Raw genomic sequence first — 16,368 nt, forward strand, 5'->3', positions numbered from 1 at the left:
GCGGTGCTGGCGATCATCAGCACCCACCTGCCCACGGGCCTGCGCACGTTCCTGCTGACGCTCGCGATCGTCGACGACCTGCTCGCGATCACCATCATCGCGGTCTTCTACACGGCTGACCTCGATCCGGTGTGGCTGCTCGCCGCGGTCGTGCCGCTCGCGGCGTTCACGTTCCTCGTGCAGCGACGCGTACGTACGTGGTGGCTGCTGCTTCCGCTGGCCGCGCTGGCGTGGGGGCTGGTCCACGCGTCCGGTGTCCACGCGACGGTCGCCGGCGTCCTGCTGGGATTCGCTGTCCCGGTCCTTCGGCGGGACGGCCAGGACGGGCGGGGGCTCGCCGAGCACTTCGAGCACCGCTTCCGCCCGCTCTCAGCGGCGGTCGCGGTGCCGATCTTCGCGTTCTTCTCCGCCGGTGTCGCGATCGGAGGATGGGACGGGTTCACGGGTGCGCTGCGCGACCCGATCACGATCGGCATCATCGCGGGGCTCTTCCTCGGCAAGACGCTCGGCATCTTCGGCGCCACCTGGCTGGCGGCGCGATTCACCCGCGCCGACCTCGACGAGGACCTCGCCTGGGTCGACGTCCTGGGCCTTTCCATGCTGGCGGGCGTCGGTTTCACGGTCTCGCTGCTGATCGGCGAGCTGGCGTACGGCGCCGGCACCGAGGCCGACGAGCACGTCAAGGTCGGCGTCCTCATCGGGTCACTGGTCTCCGCCGGCGCCGCGGCAGTCGTCCTCCGCGCGCGCAACCGGCACTACTCCCGCATCGAGGAGCACGAACGCCTCGATGATGACGGCGACGGCATCCCGGACGCGTTCCAGGAGTGACGGCTCAGAGCGAATATCACCGCTCGGACACCCGTCTCACCCTGTGACCCAGGTCACAAGTGACTACCTGTCTAGTTCGAAAGAACTATATGCACACATTGTGGGTAAGCCTGTGAACATCGACACACCTGCGATTGCAGGAGATTCAACGGACAGGCTCTCACACAGATTCCCTGCCTGAGTTCGAGTCACCCGTTCACATCCCGTAGGTCATCGGCCGCACACCCGGGTTTCGCCACCACGACGCACGGGTATGAGGGCCGGGACATGACGAACCTGCCAGCCTCCACCCAGCTCCCGGACGGCCCGCGGCCCGAACCGCCGGCGCGCCCGAATCCGCCTCGAGGATTCCTCGACTGCCGGGGCGAGTGGCAGGAACTCGGCGAGGACGAGGACCGCGATGCTGCTCCCTAAGCCGCGTGGCGAGCTGAGCGAAGCGCTGTTCGACGTCCTGCGGGGAGAGCCCGACGATGTCGGGCGTGTGCCGCACGTCCCGCCGACCGACGGCGATGACGTGCAGATCGCGCTGTGGGCCATGTATGAGCTCCACTACGCCGGCTTCGAGGACGTCGACGGCGAGCTGGAGTGGCACCCCGGCGTCCTCGAGGTGCGGCGCGCGCTCGAGCGGGACCTCGAGAGCGAGCTCCGTGCCCGTCAGCCCGCGAGCACACTGGACGGACCGTTCGCGGAGTCCCTGTTCGCCTTCATCGCTGACCACGACGGGCCCTCGATCGCGGCGTACGTCCAGCACAAGGCGGACCGGGAGCAGGTGCTCGAGCTGCTGCGACACCGGTCGATCTACCACCTCAAGGAGTCAGACCCGACCGCCTGGATCGTGCCGCGACTCCCGACAGCGCCCAAGGCGGCGTTGATGGAGCTGCAGTACGACGAGTACGGCGGCGGTGACCCCAACCGGCTCCACGCACACCTCTTTGCCCTGGGACTGGAGGCGTCGGGGCTCCGGGCAGATCCCTACGCGTACATCGACGACGTGCCGGGCGAGATCCTCGAGCTCAGCAACGCGATGTCGCTGTTCGGGCTCCACCGGCGGCTACGGGGAGCATCGCTGGGGCATCTGGCCGCGTTCGAGGCCACCAGCTCGCTTCCCTCGCGGCGCATGGCACACGGGCTGACCCGCCTGGGTTTCCCGCCGGAGTTGATCGCCTACTACGACGAGCACGTCGAGGCCGACGCCGTGCACGAGCAGCTCGCCGTCCGTACGATCTGCGGCGCCCTCGTCGCCGAGGAGCCGCAGCTCGTCGACGATGTCGTGTTCGGTGCCTTCACGTGCCTTGACCTCGAGGACCGCTACGCCCAGCGGATGCTGGACGGATGGGCAACCGCATGACCGAGGACCACGGCTTCGACCATCCGGATGTCATCGTGTGCCCGGGCGGGCCGCTGCTGCTGCGGGGTGAGCACCTCGTCGAGGACGCCGAGGGCGTCACGCACCAGACCCGGCGACCCGTGAGCGCGGTCTGCCGGTGCGGCAAGTCGGCCAGCCAGCCATGGTGCGACGGCACCCACAAGGTGCTCGCGGTCCGCGACCGGCCCTAGTCAGGGGGCGTGTGCAGCGGCTTGGTCGCCGGCCCCTCGAGGACCTCACCTTCGGGCGTGAACCTCGACCCGTGCAACGGGCAGTCCCAGCTCTTCTCCTGGTCGTTCCACGAGAGGATGCCGCCCAGGTGGGTGCACACGGCGCGGACCGCGCACGTACGCCCGTCGACCGTCGAGACGCCGGTCGGCAGGAAGCCGTCGCGGCCGACCTCGCCGCTGCCCTCCGAGGGCGCGTCGGGCATCGGGCGCAGCTCCGCGGTCACGATCCCCTTGGCGAGCTCAGCGCCGACCGAGAGGTTGATCGTCGCGATCCTGGCCGCGCCGGCCGGTCGGCTGATGCGCCGCGACAGCGGCTTCGACCACGGCACCGGCTCGCCCAGCAGCTTCGACGACAGGTTGCGGGCCGCGGCCACGGCGTTCGTCATGCCCCACTTGTCGAAGCCGGTCGCGACGTGGAACCTGCCGCCACCGCGCGGCAGATGCCCGACGTACGGGATGCCGTCGTGGGACCGGTAGTCCTGGGCCGACCACACGTGCGTCTCGACGGCGCCCGGGAAGTACCTGGCGGTCCACGCACGCAGCTCGTCCACGCGCTGTGCCTCGGAGTAGGTGCGCCCCACGGTGTGCCCGTTGCCGCCGATCATGAGCTTGGTCGTCCCGTCCGCACGCGGCACGTCGCGGATCGAACGGGACGGCTGCCCTGCGGACAGGCTCATCGGCAACGGCGTCGTGGCGAAGTCGAACGCCAGGGCGTACGACCGCAGCGGTTCGAGCTTGGCGAAGTAGAGGCCGCGGTCGAGGATCGGCGTGCCGGTCGCCAGGATGACCTCGTCGGCGGTCAGCTCGGTGCCGTCACCCAGGTGCACCGACGGGCGGCCGCTCTTCGAGGCGCTCACGACCCGGTGGCCCTCGTGGATCGTGCCACCGTGCTCCCGGAGCTCGCGCGCAAGTGCGATCAGGATGTCCAGCGGATCGAACTGGGACTGGTCGGCGAGGACCGTGCCGCCGTGATTGGGGAAGGGCACGTCGAGCTGGTCGTGCCACCGCGCGCCGAGCCCCAGCGAGCGAGCCGCGTCGTGCTCCGCACGCGCCGCATCGACCTGGTGGATCTCCGCGGCATACGTGATCGCGTCGCGGGCCTGGACCGGCACACCACGGTCCGAGCAGAACCGCACGAGCCACTGCTGTCCCTCGAGGTTGGCGTCCACGTACGCCTGCGCGACCTGATGGGACTGGCGCTGCAGGATCGTCGACAGCTTGGTGCCCTGCAGGAGCGAGAGCTTGGCCGTGGTGTTGCCGGTCGTCACGGCGCCGATGTGGCGGGCCTCGACGACGGCCACTCGGCGGCCCGCTCGGGCGAGGAGCAACGCCGTCGTCAAGCCGGTCAGTCCGGCGCCGATCACCAGGTCATCGAGGCGCTCGCCCACCGGAAGCGGGTCGCTCTCGGGCAGGTCGGCTCGATCCAGCCACAGGGACGTCATGCTCAGACTTACCCGCCGACATCAGGCGACAAACCCGCCGCAGCTCTAGGGTGGGCGCATGGCCGACCTGCGTTCGATCGCCCAGGAGCTCTACGGCCGGCCGCTGTCGGAATTCATCGCCGCCCGCAAGGAGGCCGCCGCCGGGGCCGGCGACAAGGAGCTGGCGAAGCAGGTCAAGGCGCTGCGCAAACCGAGCGCCGCCGCCTGGGCCGTCAACGCGCTGGCGCGGGACCGGGCCGAGCTGGTCGAGGAGGTCGTCGAGCTCGGCGAGCAGCTGCGTGACGCGCAGTCCGACTCGGACGGGTCGCGCACGAGGCTGCTCGACCGCGCCCGGCGCGACCTCACCCGCCAGGCGATCGACGAGGCGACCGAGCTGGCCAGGACCTCTGGCGGCACTTTGAGCGCCCAGGCCGCCGCCGGCGTCGAGGAGACCCTGCGCGCCGCCATGACCGATCCCGACGCCGCGAACGCGGTGCAGGACGGGCTGCTCGTCAATACGTTCGCCGCCAGCCCGTTCGAGCCGGTCGACCTCACGGACGTCGTCGCGATCCCGCCGGAGGGAGCGCGGCCCCGGACCAGGAAGGTCAAGCAGGGCCCGACGCAGCTCGAGCGCAAGCGGCGCGAGGCGGCCGAGGCGGCGGTGGAGAAGGCGCGGCGCAAGGCCAGGACGGCCACCGAGGAGCTCGAGTCGCTGGTGGACGAGCGCGAGGAGCTGCAGGACGAGCTCGCGGAGCTGCGCAAGAGGGCCAAGGCGATCGACCGGGAGATCGGGGAGACCGAGCGGGCACTCGACCAGGCCGACAAGGCGGCCGACCGGGCCGAGGAGGCCGAGCGAGAGGCCCAGCGCGTGCTGGAGGACGCCGAGGCAGAGCTGGACCGCCTCGGCTGACGGGCCCATCGACCAGTCGCACTCGAAGCGCCGGCCGGGGAGCAGCTCACCGCCTGAGCGACGCCGGCAGCAGCTCGCGTACGCGGGTGTGCGCGATCGCCGCCCGCGCGGCGTTCATCCCGCAGGCCCCGTGCACCCCACCACCGGGATGGGCCGACGCCGACGCGAGATAGAGCCCACGGATGACCGTCTCGGCCCGGCCCATCCCCGGAACCGGCCGGAAGATCAGCTCCTGGTGCAGCTGCGCCGTGCCGCCGTTGATCGCCCCGCCGATCAGGTTGGCGTCCCGCTGCTCGAGCTCCCGCGGCCCGAGCACGCGCCGCGCCATGATCCGCGACTCGAATCCCGGAGCCACCTCCTCGATCCGGGCCTGCATGCGGTCGGCGAACCGCTCGCAGTCGTCGCGGTCCCACACACCGCGGATGCCGTCGTCCCCGGCGTCGCGGACGGCATCCTGTGGCACGTGCGTGTATGCCCACAGGGCTTCGGTCCCGGCGGGCGAGCGGGTCGGGTCGGTCGTCGACATCTGGCCCGCGAGCAGGAACGGCGCTGCGGGGATCGCCCGGGCCGAGACCTGGCCCAGCGCCTCGGTCATCTGCTCGACCGAGTCCGCGACGTGGAACGTGCCCGGGTCGTACGGCGGGGGCTTGGCCCACGGCACGACGCCGTCGAGCGCCCAGTCGACCTTGACCGTGCCGGGATCGAGCTCGAAGGACGTCATGGCCCGGACGGTCCTGGCGGGCAGGTCGGCGGCGTGGACCAGGCCGCCGTAGAGGTGCGGAGCGGCCACGTCCGCGAGCACGGCTCGGCGGGCGCCGAACCGCTCACCGTCAGTCGTACGCACGCCGACGGCGCGACGATCCTCGACCTTGATCCGGGAGACCTCCGACGAACAGTGGATCTGGCCGCCGAGCGCCTCGAAACGGCGGGCGAGCGCCTTGGTCAGCTCGCCGGCCCCGCCCTGCGGCGCGGGGAAGCCGACGGTCTGGCCCAGCATGACCAGCAGGATCCCCATCAGGCCGGATCCCGGCGCGTGCAGCGGTACGTCCGCGTGACCGGCGTTGCCGGCGATCAACAGCCGAGGTGACGGGCCCACGAACCTCGAGAGGCCCAGCTCGGCGGCCGGCGTCACCATCATGCGTACGAAGTCCAGGCCGCCGACGCCCCGGAGCCGGGCCAGCGCGCCCAGGCCGTTCCTGACCGGGGGGAACGGCGACAACAGGGCCTTGACCAGCTGGTCGCCGATCCGGTCCCACTGCTGGCAGAGCTCGAGCCAGGACTCACCGTCGCCGCGGTGCTGCTCGTCCATCAGGCCCGCGGTGATGTCGCGGTCGCGGTGCAGGATCGCCCATTGCCCGTCCTTGGTCGGATGGCCGAGCACGGCGGGCGCGTGCTGCCACACGAGGCCGTGCTCCTCGAGGTGGAACGAGCGGATCGCCGGCGAGGCCTCCGCCAGGGGATGGAACGAGCTGAAGGTGTCGTGGACGAAGCCGGGATGGACATCCTCGGCGCTGCGCACCGCTCCCCCGACGTCAGGCTGCGCCTCGAGCACGAGCACCGACCAGCCGACGTCGGCCAGGTGATTCGCGGCGACGAGCCCGTTGGGGCCCGCGCCGACGACGATGGCGTCGTACGTACGACTCACGGCCGGGCCTTGCCGCTCAGCCGAACGATCGCGTTGCGGTCGATGTCGATCAACGCGTTGACCTCGGCGTCGAGTCGTGTGCCTCGTGGCGGCCCTCGGCAACGAACGCGAGGCGCCGCAGCGTCTCGGTGTTGCGCCAGCTGAGCGTGAGGCCCTTGAGCGGCTCCGGCACCAGGACCCCGGGACCGGCGATGGCGTCCTCCGTGATGACGACCTCGGTCTGGGCGCCGACATCGCTCAGCCGGATGTCGACCTTGGCCTCACCCATCGGCCAGGCGCGGGCCCTGAGGGTGATCGACCGGCCAGGCACGGCCTCCAGCACCTCGGTGTGATCGTCGATCAGCACGGGCCAGACGCCGACGGAGTGATGGATGCGGCTGCCGACCTCGGGCCAGTCACGGTCCACGTCGCGCATCCGTGTCGCGCCGACGACCCACAACGGGTAGAGCCAGCCGTCGGAGAGGACGTTCCACACGTCGTCGGGTGTCGCGGCGATGACGCGCCGGTTGACGCTCATGGCGTCAGCCGATCGGGTGTGAGGTTCATTCGGCAGTGCTACCCCGGGCCCGGACGGGCAAACTGGCATGCGACACCGACGTACGCGGGATTGATCGCCACGCTCAGGGGTAGATGCCCCGCATGACGATGATTGACCTGGGCCGGCCCGAGTCGGGCGACGTGATCGACCTCATCATCGAGGACCACCGGCGATTCGAAGCTCTCCTCCGCGACCTCCGGAACACCGAGAGCGACCGCGACCGCGTACGCGCGGCGTTCTCGGCGCTGCACGTGGCGCACTCCGAGGCCGAGGAGAAGCACGTCTACCCGGCGTTGCGGCGCAAGAGCTCCGTCGACACCGAGGAAGTGCACCACGGCGAGGAGGAGCACGCCGAGGGCAACAAGGCCCTGCTGGACGTGCTCGAGTGCTCGGGCACCGACACCCAGAAGTTCGACGACGCCCTCGAGAAGCTCGCCGAGGTCGTCAACCATCACGTCACCGAGGAGGAGCTGACGATCCTCAACCCCGCCCGCGACGACGTGCCCGAATCCACCCGGCTCGAGCTCGGCGAGAAGTTCGCGACCGAGCGCAACCGGCAGATCGACGCCGACTGCGGCAATCTCGTCAACGTCCGCCGGCTCGTCCGGCAGGCACACGCCGAGGGTCTCCTCGACGACTCGGAAAGTACGTGACCGTGCGTGAGGTGGGCGTCGAGGAGGAGATGTTCCTGATCGATCCCCGGACCAGGCAACTGATGCCGGTCTCGGACGGAGTGATCCACTCGACCCGCGCGGCGGAGGACGATCTCGACCAGGAGCTGTTCCTCCAGCAGATCGAGACACGCACCCGGCCGCACAGTGACCTGACCGCCCTGTGGTGGGACCTCGTGGAGCAACGCCGGCTCGCCTCGGAGTCCGCCGAGTCCGTCGGCGCGGAGCTCGCGTCAGTCGCCACACCGGTCCTGCCCCACCAGGACGGCCGTACGACGCCCAAGCGACGTTACGTGACGATGCTCGAGACGTTCGGCCCGATCGTCGGCCAGGGCGGCCTGGTGTGTGGCACCCACGTCCACGTGCACGTCGACGAGGCAGAAGCCGTCGGGATCATCGACGAGATCCAGCCGTGGCTCTCGCTCCTCGCGGCGATGTCGGCCAACTCGCCGTTCCACCGCGGGGAGGACACCGGCTATGCCAGCTGGCGCCGTCAGCTGTACGACGGATGGCCCAGTGCCGGCCCGGTGGAGCCATTCGGTGACATCAAGGGATACCGGGAGGCGGTCCGCGACCTCATCGCTTCCGGCGCCGCGATGGACCAGGGCATGATCTACTTCGACGCCCGGTTGTCCCACACGTTCCCGACGATCGAGATCAGGGTCGCCGACGCCTGCACCGACCTCGAGGACACCGTGCTCATCGCCGAGCTGGCCCGCGCCATGGTCGAGACCGCTGCCCGGTCACGAGCGGCGGGCAAGATCTCGCCGCCGTGGCGCACTGACCTGCTGAGGGCCGCTCGCTGGCAGGCCCGCCGCAACGGCCTGACCGAGTCCTTGATGGACCCGGTCACGCGGACCGTCGTTCCCGCGGAGAAGGCGCTGGCCGGGCTCATCGACCACCTGCGACCTGTCCTCGACGACCACGGCACGACGAGCCTGGCCGAGGACGGCATCCGCCGGCTGCTGATCGACGGCACCGGATCGGAGCGCCAACGCGCCGTCGCGGCCCGTTCGTCGGACCTTTCCGCCGTCGTCGACGACGTGATCTGCCGTACCAGTGCGTCGTTCGACGTGTGAGGTTCGAGGTCAGTCGTAGTCGGGCTCGTTGTCGAGGGAGATCCAGTCCGACGACTTCTGCCGCGTCGTGGATCCGTCCTTCGTGATCAGCAGCGTCCCGTCGTAGCCCTGCACGGCATACTTCGTGTCGCCCTGCTTGGCGACGAACGCGTCGAGCTGGGGTTCGTAGCTGCCGGGGAGGTCGATGACGTCGCCTCCGTCGGGCTTCGTGACGAAGCGGAACGACTCGCCAGAGGCATCCTTGCCGCAGATCGAGGTCTTGGCGTCGGTCGTCGTGGTCTTGTAGAGGATCACCGGGTAGGAGCCGCCGCACGCGAGGCCGAGGCCGTCGTCCTTCTGCTCGTCGAGCGTCACCGGCGTGGTGCCGCAGTCCGGCAGCAGGCTGTCCTGCTTGACACCCTCGATGTTGAACTGGGTGTCGGGGCCCTCGCACGCGCCGGTCGACGTCGGCTTCGTGGTGGTCGGCTTGGTCGTCGGAGCGCTCGGCGTGGCGGTCGTCGTGGTCGAATCCGTGCCGGTCGCGAGCGGCTTGGCCGGATCGTCGTCGGCCATCAGGCGCCACCCGGCGAAGGCCAGGACGGCCACCACGGCGATCGCGAACAGCGCGAGGAGCACCCTCTTGGGTCGCTGCGACGCAGGCTGGCTCACCGGTGTTCCCCTTCGATTGACTCCGACGACCCTAACAAGACAGCCCGACTACTCCCATTCGATCGTGCCGGGGGGCTTGCTCGTGATGTCGAGGACCACGCGATTGACCTCGTCGACCTCGTTGGTGATGCGGGTCGAGATGCGCTCCAGCACGTCGTACGGGAGGCGGCTCCAGTCGGCGGTCATGGCGTCCTCGCTCGACACCGGGCGCAGCACGATCGGGTGCCCGTACGTACGACCGTCACCCTGGACGCCCACCGAGCGTACGTCCGCCAGCAGCACGACCGGGAACTGCCAGATCTCACCGTCGAGGCCGGCCGCCGTGGTCTCCTCGCGGACGATCGCGTCGGCCCGGCGCAGGATGCGCAGGCGCTCGGCATCGACCGCGCCGACGATGCGGATCGCCAGGCCGGGGCCCGGGAACGGGTGGCGCCCGACGATCGCCTCGGGGATGCCGAGCTGGCGCCCGACGTCGCGGACCTCGTCCTTGAACAGTGTGCGGAGCGGCTCGATCAGGCTGAACTCGAGGTCCTCCGGGAGGCCGCCGACATTGTGGTGGCTCTTGATGTTGGACGCACCGGCGCCGCCGCCGGACTCGACGACGTCGGGGTAGAGCGTGCCCTGGACGAGAAACTTCACCGGGGTGCCGGGAGTCGCGAGCACCTCGCGCTCCGCAGCCTCGAAGACTCGGATGAACTCGCGGCCGATGATCTTGCGCTTCTCCTCGGGGTCGGAGACGCCGGCCAGGAAGCCGAGGAACTGGTCCCTCGCGTCGACGACCTTGAGGTCGACCCCGGTGGCCTCGACGTAGTCCTTCTCGACCTGCTCGGCCTCGCCCTCGCGCAACAGACCGTGGTCGACGAACACGGCGGTCAGCTGGTCGCCGATCGCGCGCTGCACCAGTGCCGTCGAGACGGCCGAGTCGACGCCGCCGGACAGAGCCGAGATGACCCGGGCGTCGCCGACCTGCTGACGGATCAGCTCGACCTGCTCCTCGACGATGTTGCTGCTGGTCCAGGTCTGCCGGCAACCGGCGATGTCGACCAGGAATGCCTCGAGGATGCGCTGGCCGTGCTCGCTGTGCAGCACCTCGGGGTGCCACTGCACGCCGGCGAGCTTGCGGCCGATGTCCTCGAACGCGGCGACCGTGGCGCGCGGGGAGTTGGCGTTGACGAGGAAGCCCTCGGGCGCCGCCACGACCTCGTCGCCGTGCGACATCCACGAGGTGAGGGTCGTGGGCAGACCGGCGAGCAGCGTGCCGGGCTCGACGACGCTCACGGCGGTGCGTCCGTACTCGCGCTGGCCCGTGTGCGCGACGTTGCCGCCGAGCGCCTGCGCCATCGCCATGAAGCCGTAGCAGATGCCGAACACCGGCACCTCGGCGTCGAACAGTGACGCGTCGAGCTGGGGGGCGCCCGCCTCGTAGACCGACGAAGGGCCGCCGGAGAGGATGATCGCGGCGGGCTGCTTGGCGAGCATCTCGTCGACCGGCATGGTGTGCGGGACGATCTCGGAGTAGACCCGAGCCTCACGCACCCGACGGGCTATCAGCTGGGCGTATTGCGCCCCGAAATCGACGACGAGGACAAGGTCATGATCAGGGGCCACGGGCCCCATCCTATCGGCCGGAAAATATCTTCAGGAACGTCCGTAACCCCGTGTGACCACGGTCGTTTTACAGGGTGGATCTAACAACACTCCCTCCCGTTAGATCATGTGCTGCTCCTCGTGGCACAACAGGGCCCGACCCGTGAGCTCCCTCCCGGTCGGGCCCTGTGCATTCCCCGACATCTTCCGGACACATTCCGCGTTCTCGACTTGCCGACGAAACATGCCGGTTGCGGCGGACGGGCGCGGCCGCCGACCCCACGATCCCTATGAGACACCGATGATCGGCAGGCGCAGGGCCGCCGGCGCGTCGGCCGGCACCACCGGGTTCTTGGGCGGCACCGGCTGGAGCTTGCGGTAGGGCTCGCCGACCGGAGGGCGTACGTCGTCCTCGCCCTTGTTGGGCCAGTACGAGATCGCCCGCTCGGCCTGGGCCGTGATGGTCAGCGAGGGGTTGACGCCGAGGTTGGCGCTGATCGCCGAGCCGTCGACGACGTGCAGGCCGTCGTGGCCGAACAGCCGCTGGTAGGGATCGATCACGCCGGTCTCGGGTGAGTCGCCGATCGCGCAGCCGCCCATGAAGTGCGCCGTGAGCGGGACGTTGAACGGCTCGCCGATCGTGCCGCCGGGCGTACCGTCCATGTGCTCGGCCATCAGCTGGACCGCCTCGTGCGCCGGCGGGATGAACGAGGGGTTGGGGGCACCGTGACCCTGCTTCGACGTCAGCTTGCGGCGGCCGGTGATGCCCCGCTTGGTGTAGGTCGTGATCGAGTTGTCGTGGGTCTGCATGACGAGTGCGATGACGGTGCGCTCCGACCAGTGCCGCAGGTCGTAGAGCTTGAAGATGCTGAACTTCTGCCGCCACATCTCCTTGAGCCAGACCCGCCAGCGCGGCGAGCCGGTGCTGCCGTCGGTCAGCACGGTCTGCATCAGCGACATCGCGTTGGAGCCCTTGCCGTAGCGCACCGGCTCGACGTGCGTGTGCTCGTCGGGGTGGAACGATGACGTGATCGCGGCGCCGTGGCTGTAGTCGACGTCGCGGCCCTTGGCGATCGCCCCGAGGAGCGCCTCGGAGTTGGTACGCGTCAGCAGCCCGAGCCGGTCGGACACCCGTGGGAGGGCGCCGGCGTCCTTCATGCGGTGCAGAAGCTTCTGGGTGCCCATCGTGCTGGCGGAGAAGATGACCTGCTCCGCGGTGATCTTCCGGTGCGGGCGGAACCGCCGGTTCGTACGACGGGTCTCGACCTCGTACCCACCACCCGCGAGCGGCGTGACGGAGGTGACGGTCGTGAGCGGGTGCACCTCGGCGCCGCCCTTCTCGGCGAGGTAGAGATAGTTCTTGACCAGCGTGTTCTTGGCGTTGTGGCGGCAGCCGGTCATGCACTCGCCGCAGTGCAGGCAGCCCGCGCGGTCCGGCCCGGCGCCACCGAAGTAGGGGTCGGCCACCGTCTTGCCCGGTTCGCCGAAGAACAGCCCCACCGGCGTGTGGTGGAACGTGCCGCCCACGCCCATGTCCTCGGCGACCTGCTTGATGATCGTGTCCGCGGCGGTCTCGATCGGGTAGACCGACACGCCGAGCATGCGCTTGGCCTGGTCGTAGTAGGGCGCCAGCTCGGCCTTCCAATCCGTGATGTGGCCCCACGCGAGGTCCTTGTAGAACGGGTCGAGCGGTTCATAGAGCGTGTTGGCGTACACGAGCGAGCCGCCACCGACGCCCGCACCCGACAGGATGAGGACGTCCTTGAGCTTGTCGATGCGCTGGATGCCGTAGCAGCCGAGCTGCGGCATCCAGAGGAACTTGCGCAGCCGCCACGAGCTCTTGGCGAAGTCCTCGTCCTCGTAGCGCTTGCCGGCCTCGAGCACGGCGACCTTGTAGCCCTTCTCGGTCAGCCGCAGCGCCGAGACGCTCCCGCCGAATCCCGAGCCGATGACGATGACGTCGTAGTCGAAGTCGTTGTCAGGCACGCGGGGTCCTCCTCAGGATCCTCATGGCGACCGTGAGCACCCTGGCGTATGTCCGAGGCTGCAGGAACGACGGGCCGGCGACCGGGAACCCGCGCTGCACGCCGACCGACTGCGGCTCGGTGTAGCGGAGAATGCCCTCGGCGCCCTGGCGACGGCCGAGGCCCGACTGACGCATGCCGCCCATCGGCGCATCGACACTGCCGAACGTGGCCGAGAAGCCCTCGTTGATGTTGATCGTGCCGGCCTTGATGCGCGACGCGATGGCTCGCGCCTCGCGGGGCTTGCCCCAGATGCTGGCGTTGAGCCCGTACTCGCCCTGGTTGGCGAGCGCGATCGCGTCGTCGACGGTCCGGTAGGGGTAGAGCGAGACCAGCGGCCCGAACGTCTCCCCCGCGAAGCACTCGGCGTCCGGGGCGACGCCCTCGAGGACCGTCGGCTCGTAGAAGTACGGCCCGATGTCCGGGCGGGGCTTGCCGCCGACCAGGACGGTCGCGCCGTGGGCGACCGCGTCCTTGACGTGGTCCGTCACGGTGTCGAGCTGGGCCTGCGAGACGAGGGAGCCGATGTCGGCGTCCCAGTCCAGCGCGGCGCCGAGCGCGAGGTGCTCGACCCGCGACACGAACGCGGCCCTGAACTCCTCGTAGCGCGACTCGGGGACGTAGAGCCGCTCGATCGAGACGCAGAGCTGGCCGGCCGACGAGAAGCACGCCTGTACGGCGCCGGCCGCGGCCTTGTCGATGTCGGCACTCGGGAGGACGATCATCGGGTTCTTGCCGCCGAGCTCGAGCGAACAGCTGATGAGCCGGGCCGCCGCCTGCTGCGCGATGAGCTTGCCGGTCGCGGTCGAGCCGGTGAAGCAGACGTAGTCGGCGCGCTCGATGATCGCGGTGCCGACGACCGAGCCCGCGCCGCTGACGACCTGCCAGACGTCGGCGGGGATGCCGGCCTTGCGCATCAGCTCGACGCCGGCGAGGGCGATGAGCGGGCTCTGGCTGTCTGGCTTGTGGACCACGGCATTGCCCGCGGCGATCGCCGGAATGCCGTCGGAGATCGCCATCGTCAGCGGGTAGTTCCACGGGCTGATGATGCCGACGACGCCCTTGGGGACCTGGTTGACCGTGATCGAGGTCAGTCCCGGCAGTGCGCCGTTGCGACGACGCGTGCCGATCTGCTTCCTGAGCCGGCGGGCGTAGAAACGCGCCGTCAGGGCCAGGTGGGCGACCTCGTCGAACGCGTGCGCGCGGCTCTTGCCGGACTCGACCTGGATCAGGTCGAGCAGCTCGTCCTGGTGCTCGAGGACCAGGTCGTGGAGCCGCAGCAGCGCCTGCTTGCGGGCTCGCAACGACGTCTGGGACCACGCCTTCTGCGCTTCGCGAGCCGTGGCGAAGGCCTCGTCGACGTCGGCGATGCTCGACACCGGGATGTCGGCAACCGGGTCACCGGTGAGCGGCGAGTGGGTCGTGCGGTGCTCACCCGAGGTCGTACGGATGAGGCTCGTCAGCTCAGCCGCGCGTGCCGGCGTGATGGGTGACGAGGTCGTTGGGGGTGAGTCGAGCGTGGTCATACCCTGAGTATGACATCGCACGTGTCACATGGCTACCGACGAGTAGCAAGAGTCCAAGTCGCAGGCGTGATAACGCCGGGTGTCAGCGCGATTTCCAAGCTCTCACCCTGGAATGTCGGCGGCTATGAGCGAAATGAACCGTGCAATTCACCCCATCGACACCAGCGGCGGATTCCTGCTGGACAGCATGGTTGTCACGCAAGGCCACTCCCATCCATGCCTTGCAATAGGGGGAAGACCGTGAGCTCATCTCGGGCAGGATTCGTCGACCGTCGCGACGCCGCCATGGCATCCGTGCTGGCCGGCGGCGTGGTCGTGATCCTCGGCTATGCGTCGGGCATCGGCATCACACCGGCAGACCCGGCAGGTGCCGCGTCGCCGGCCGCACAGCCTCCGGCTTCGGCAGCGCCCGCGGCCCCCGCGACGACTCCTCCCCCGGCCTCCACGATCGCGCACCCGCCCATGCCCGCCATGCCGGGCCCGAACGCGATGCCGGACATGGCCATGCCGGACAACCCGCACACGATGGAGCCGACGCCGACGCCGACCGAGGCAGAGCCGCCGGATGCCGCCGACACCTGTCCCCCGTCGGTGCTCGAGGCCCTGCCCGCAGCGGGTCAGTTGTCCTCGTCGCTGCTCTCGTCCGTGCTCTCCACCGCGCCCGTCGTCAGCGACCTTGCCGGACCTCCCGTCGAAGGCAAGGCCCCCGGGCCCCTCACATGCCTCGTCGGCACCCTCGTCGGCCCCACCTGCTGCACCACCACGACAGCCACCGCCGCCGAGGAATCGGAATGATCAGCCGGCGCGGCGCCACCCGGCTCGGCGCACTCGCGGCCGCGGCGACGGCTCTGACGCTGAGCCTCGCCTCCCCGACACAGGCCCACGACGAGCTGGAGTCATCGACGCCCGCCACCGGAACCACACTCGACGAGCTCCCGTCGCACGCGACACTGGTGTACCGCGAGGCGCTCGGACCGGAGAACCTGACGATCAAGGCTGAGGGCCAGGTCTTGAAGGTCGACGCCGTCGCCGGCAAGGCCTCGACGCTCAAGGTCGACCTCCGCCAGGTCAAGCCGGCGAAGACCGTGCTGCTGAGCTGGAAGGCCGAGGACCCGCACGACGGGCACGAGAGCTCCGGAGTCATCACCCTGCACGTCGAGGAGACCGGCAAGGACGCCGCCGCCGCATCGGACGCCAAGGCGAACGCGCCGCCCGACGACTCACGCCTCATCACCTGGGTGACGGTGTCCGCACGCATCGTCGGCTACCTCGCGATGGCGGTGTTCGTCGGCGGCCTGCTGTTCATCTCGCTGCTGTGGCCAGCCGGCGCCACAGTGCGCCGCACCCGCCGGCTGCTGGGCGTGTCGGTCGCCGCAGGGATCCTTGCCGCCGCAGCGTCCGAGGCCGTCGTGGTCTGGCGGTCGTCCGGAAGCCTGACGCTCCGCGAGGCACTCAACGAGGACTTCGGCCGGGTCACGACCGCCACGGCCCTGCTGTGGCTGCTGGCCGCCGTGGTCGTCGCAGCGGTGTTCCAGCGTGGCGAGGGCGTCGTACGGGAGCTCCCCTGGCGGGTCGCAGCTCTCATCGTCGGGGCCGGGCTCATCCGTACGACCGGCATGAACGCCCACGCCACGCAGGGTCCGGACCCGACCTGGGGTGCGGCCGCCGAGTTCCTGCACCTCGTCGGCATCAGTGCCTGGGTCGGCGGACTCACGATCATGACGGTGTGCCTGCTACCCAGGCGCCGCATCGCCGAGCTGGAGCGCATCGTACCCAGGTTCTCGACGATCGCATTGATCTCAGTCCTGGTCATCGTGTCCTCAGGCCTCATCCTGAGCTGGCAGATCATCAGCTCCGTCGACGGTTTCTGGCAGACCCACTACGCCCGTGTCCTG

At 69.9% G+C, this 16,368-nt stretch carries 15 protein-coding genes; 8 read left to right on the forward strand and 7 right to left on the reverse strand.

Translation table 11 applies throughout. The annotated features are described in order from the left end of the window. The 3 genes from V6M46_RS14920 to V6M46_RS14930 form a co-directional block, all read left to right on the forward strand. A partial coding sequence (locus tag V6M46_RS14920) for a Na+/H+ antiporter NhaA (protein WP_332666526.1) occupies positions 1–828 on the forward strand: 828 nt, incomplete at its 5' end. A gap of 400 nt (positions 829–1,228) precedes the next feature. Then, positions 1,229–2,176: an iron-containing redox enzyme family protein gene (locus tag V6M46_RS14925; RefSeq protein WP_332666527.1), complete on the forward strand. Its 948-nt coding sequence runs from the start codon at positions 1,229–1,231 to the stop codon at positions 2,174–2,176. Next, the gene (locus V6M46_RS14930) at positions 2,161–2,385 is read left to right on the forward strand and encodes a CDGSH iron-sulfur domain-containing protein (RefSeq protein ID WP_332666529.1); all 225 of its coding nucleotides are present in this window, start codon (positions 2,161–2,163) and stop codon (positions 2,383–2,385) included. Before V6M46_RS14925 ends, V6M46_RS14930 begins: the two co-directional genes overlap by 16 nt. Here the strand turns inward: V6M46_RS14930 and V6M46_RS14935 are convergent. Further along, positions 2,382–3,866, reverse strand: a complete 1,485-nt coding sequence (locus V6M46_RS14935; protein WP_332666530.1) for an FAD-dependent oxidoreductase — start codon at positions 3,864–3,866, stop codon at positions 2,382–2,384. The genes V6M46_RS14930 and V6M46_RS14935 overlap by 4 nt on opposite strands. 58 nt (positions 3,867–3,924) lie before the next feature. On the opposite strand from V6M46_RS14935, the gene V6M46_RS14940 reads away from it, so the two are divergent. After that, on the forward strand, positions 3,925–4,755 hold the full coding sequence (locus V6M46_RS14940; RefSeq protein ID WP_332666532.1) for a hypothetical protein: 831 nt from the start codon (positions 3,925–3,927) through the stop codon (positions 4,753–4,755). A 46-nt stretch (positions 4,756–4,801) separates the two neighbouring features. On the opposite strand, the gene V6M46_RS14945 is transcribed toward V6M46_RS14940, so the two are convergent. Continuing rightward, positions 4,802–6,400, reverse strand: coding sequence for a phytoene desaturase family protein (locus tag V6M46_RS14945; RefSeq protein ID WP_332666533.1), 1,599 nt, complete (start codon positions 6,398–6,400; stop codon positions 4,802–4,804). Between the two features lie 49 nt (positions 6,401–6,449). Then, a complete protein-coding gene (locus V6M46_RS14950; protein WP_332666535.1) occupies positions 6,450–6,917 on the reverse strand; it encodes an SRPBCC family protein in 468 nt (155 codons plus the stop codon). 122 nt (positions 6,918–7,039) lie between these two features. On the opposite strand from V6M46_RS14950, the gene V6M46_RS14955 reads away from it, so the two are divergent. Together V6M46_RS14955 and V6M46_RS14960 are read left to right on the forward strand one after the other, a co-directional pair. Next, on the forward strand, positions 7,040–7,591 hold the full coding sequence (locus V6M46_RS14955) for a hemerythrin domain-containing protein (RefSeq protein WP_332666537.1): 552 nt from the start codon (positions 7,040–7,042) through the stop codon (positions 7,589–7,591). Continuing rightward, positions 7,588–8,688 carry a carboxylate-amine ligase gene (locus tag V6M46_RS14960; RefSeq protein ID WP_332666539.1) on the forward strand — a complete coding sequence of 367 codons (1,101 nt, stop codon included), beginning with the start codon at positions 7,588–7,590 and terminating at the stop codon, positions 8,686–8,688. The genes V6M46_RS14955 and V6M46_RS14960 overlap by 4 nt, the downstream gene beginning before the upstream one ends. A gap of 9 nt (positions 8,689–8,697) precedes the next feature. Here V6M46_RS14960 and V6M46_RS14965 read toward each other — a convergent pair whose 3' ends face one another. The 4 genes from V6M46_RS14965 to V6M46_RS14980 all read right to left on the reverse strand — a co-directional run bounded on the left by V6M46_RS14965 (position 8,698) and on the right by V6M46_RS14980 (position 14,473). Next, complete coding sequence (locus V6M46_RS14965; protein ID WP_332666542.1) at positions 8,698–9,336, reverse strand: hypothetical protein; 639 nt, start codon at positions 9,334–9,336, stop codon at positions 8,698–8,700. A 48-nt stretch (positions 9,337–9,384) separates the two neighbouring features. Then, positions 9,385–10,953 (reverse strand): glutamine-hydrolyzing GMP synthase, encoded by a 1,569-nt coding sequence (guaA, locus tag V6M46_RS14970; RefSeq protein WP_442880531.1) that lies wholly within the window; start codon positions 10,951–10,953, stop codon positions 9,385–9,387. Between the two features lie 258 nt (positions 10,954–11,211). Continuing rightward, complete coding sequence (locus V6M46_RS14975) at positions 11,212–12,909, reverse strand: GMC family oxidoreductase (protein WP_332666544.1); 1,698 nt, start codon at positions 12,907–12,909, stop codon at positions 11,212–11,214. Next, the gene (locus tag V6M46_RS14980) at positions 12,902–14,473 is read right to left on the reverse strand and encodes a succinic semialdehyde dehydrogenase (RefSeq protein WP_332666546.1); all 1,572 of its coding nucleotides are present in this window, start codon (positions 14,471–14,473) and stop codon (positions 12,902–12,904) included. Before V6M46_RS14980 ends, V6M46_RS14975 begins: the two co-directional genes overlap by 8 nt. Positions 14,474–14,713: 240 nt before the next feature. Here V6M46_RS14980 and V6M46_RS14985 point away from each other — a divergent pair, with 240 nt between their 5' ends. Both V6M46_RS14985 and V6M46_RS14990 read left to right on the forward strand, forming a co-directional pair. Beyond that, a complete protein-coding gene (locus V6M46_RS14985) occupies positions 14,714–15,268 on the forward strand; it encodes a hypothetical protein (RefSeq protein ID WP_332666548.1) in 555 nt (184 codons plus the stop codon). Next, positions 15,265–16,368: copper resistance CopC/CopD family protein (locus V6M46_RS14990; RefSeq protein ID WP_332666550.1), on the forward strand; the 1,104-nt coding region annotated here is incomplete at its 3' end. The genes V6M46_RS14985 and V6M46_RS14990, both read left to right, overlap by 4 nt.

Origin of the sequence: Aeromicrobium sp., from assembly GCF_036676885.1 — a bacterium.
GTDB lineage: Bacteria > Actinomycetota > Actinomycetes > Propionibacteriales > Nocardioidaceae > Aeromicrobium.

What these genes read in the sequence shown, in the direction of transcription:
- V6M46_RS14925 (WP_332666527.1), top strand. Translation starts at nt 1,229, where the DNA reads ATGCTGCTCCCTAAGCCGCGTGGCGAGCTGAGCGAAGCGCTGTTCGAC.
- V6M46_RS14930 (WP_332666529.1), top strand. Translation starts at nt 2,161, where the DNA reads ATGGGCAACCGCATGACCGAGGACCACGGCTTCGACCATCCGGATGTC.
- V6M46_RS14935 (WP_332666530.1), bottom strand. Translation starts at nt 3,866, where the DNA reads ATGACGTCCCTGTGGCTGGATCGAGCCGACCTGCCCGAGAGCGACCCG.
- V6M46_RS14940 (WP_332666532.1), top strand. Translation starts at nt 3,925, where the DNA reads ATGGCCGACCTGCGTTCGATCGCCCAGGAGCTCTACGGCCGGCCGCTG.
- V6M46_RS14950 (WP_332666535.1), bottom strand. Translation starts at nt 6,917, where the DNA reads ATGAGCGTCAACCGGCGCGTCATCGCCGCGACACCCGACGACGTGTGG.
- V6M46_RS14955 (WP_332666537.1), top strand. Translation starts at nt 7,040, where the DNA reads ATGACGATGATTGACCTGGGCCGGCCCGAGTCGGGCGACGTGATCGAC.
- guaA (WP_442880531.1), bottom strand. Translation starts at nt 10,953, where the DNA reads ATGGGGCCCGTGGCCCCTGATCATGACCTTGTCCTCGTCGTCGATTTC.
- V6M46_RS14980 (WP_332666546.1), bottom strand. Translation starts at nt 14,473, where the DNA reads ATGACCACGCTCGACTCACCCCCAACGACCTCGTCACCCATCACGCCG.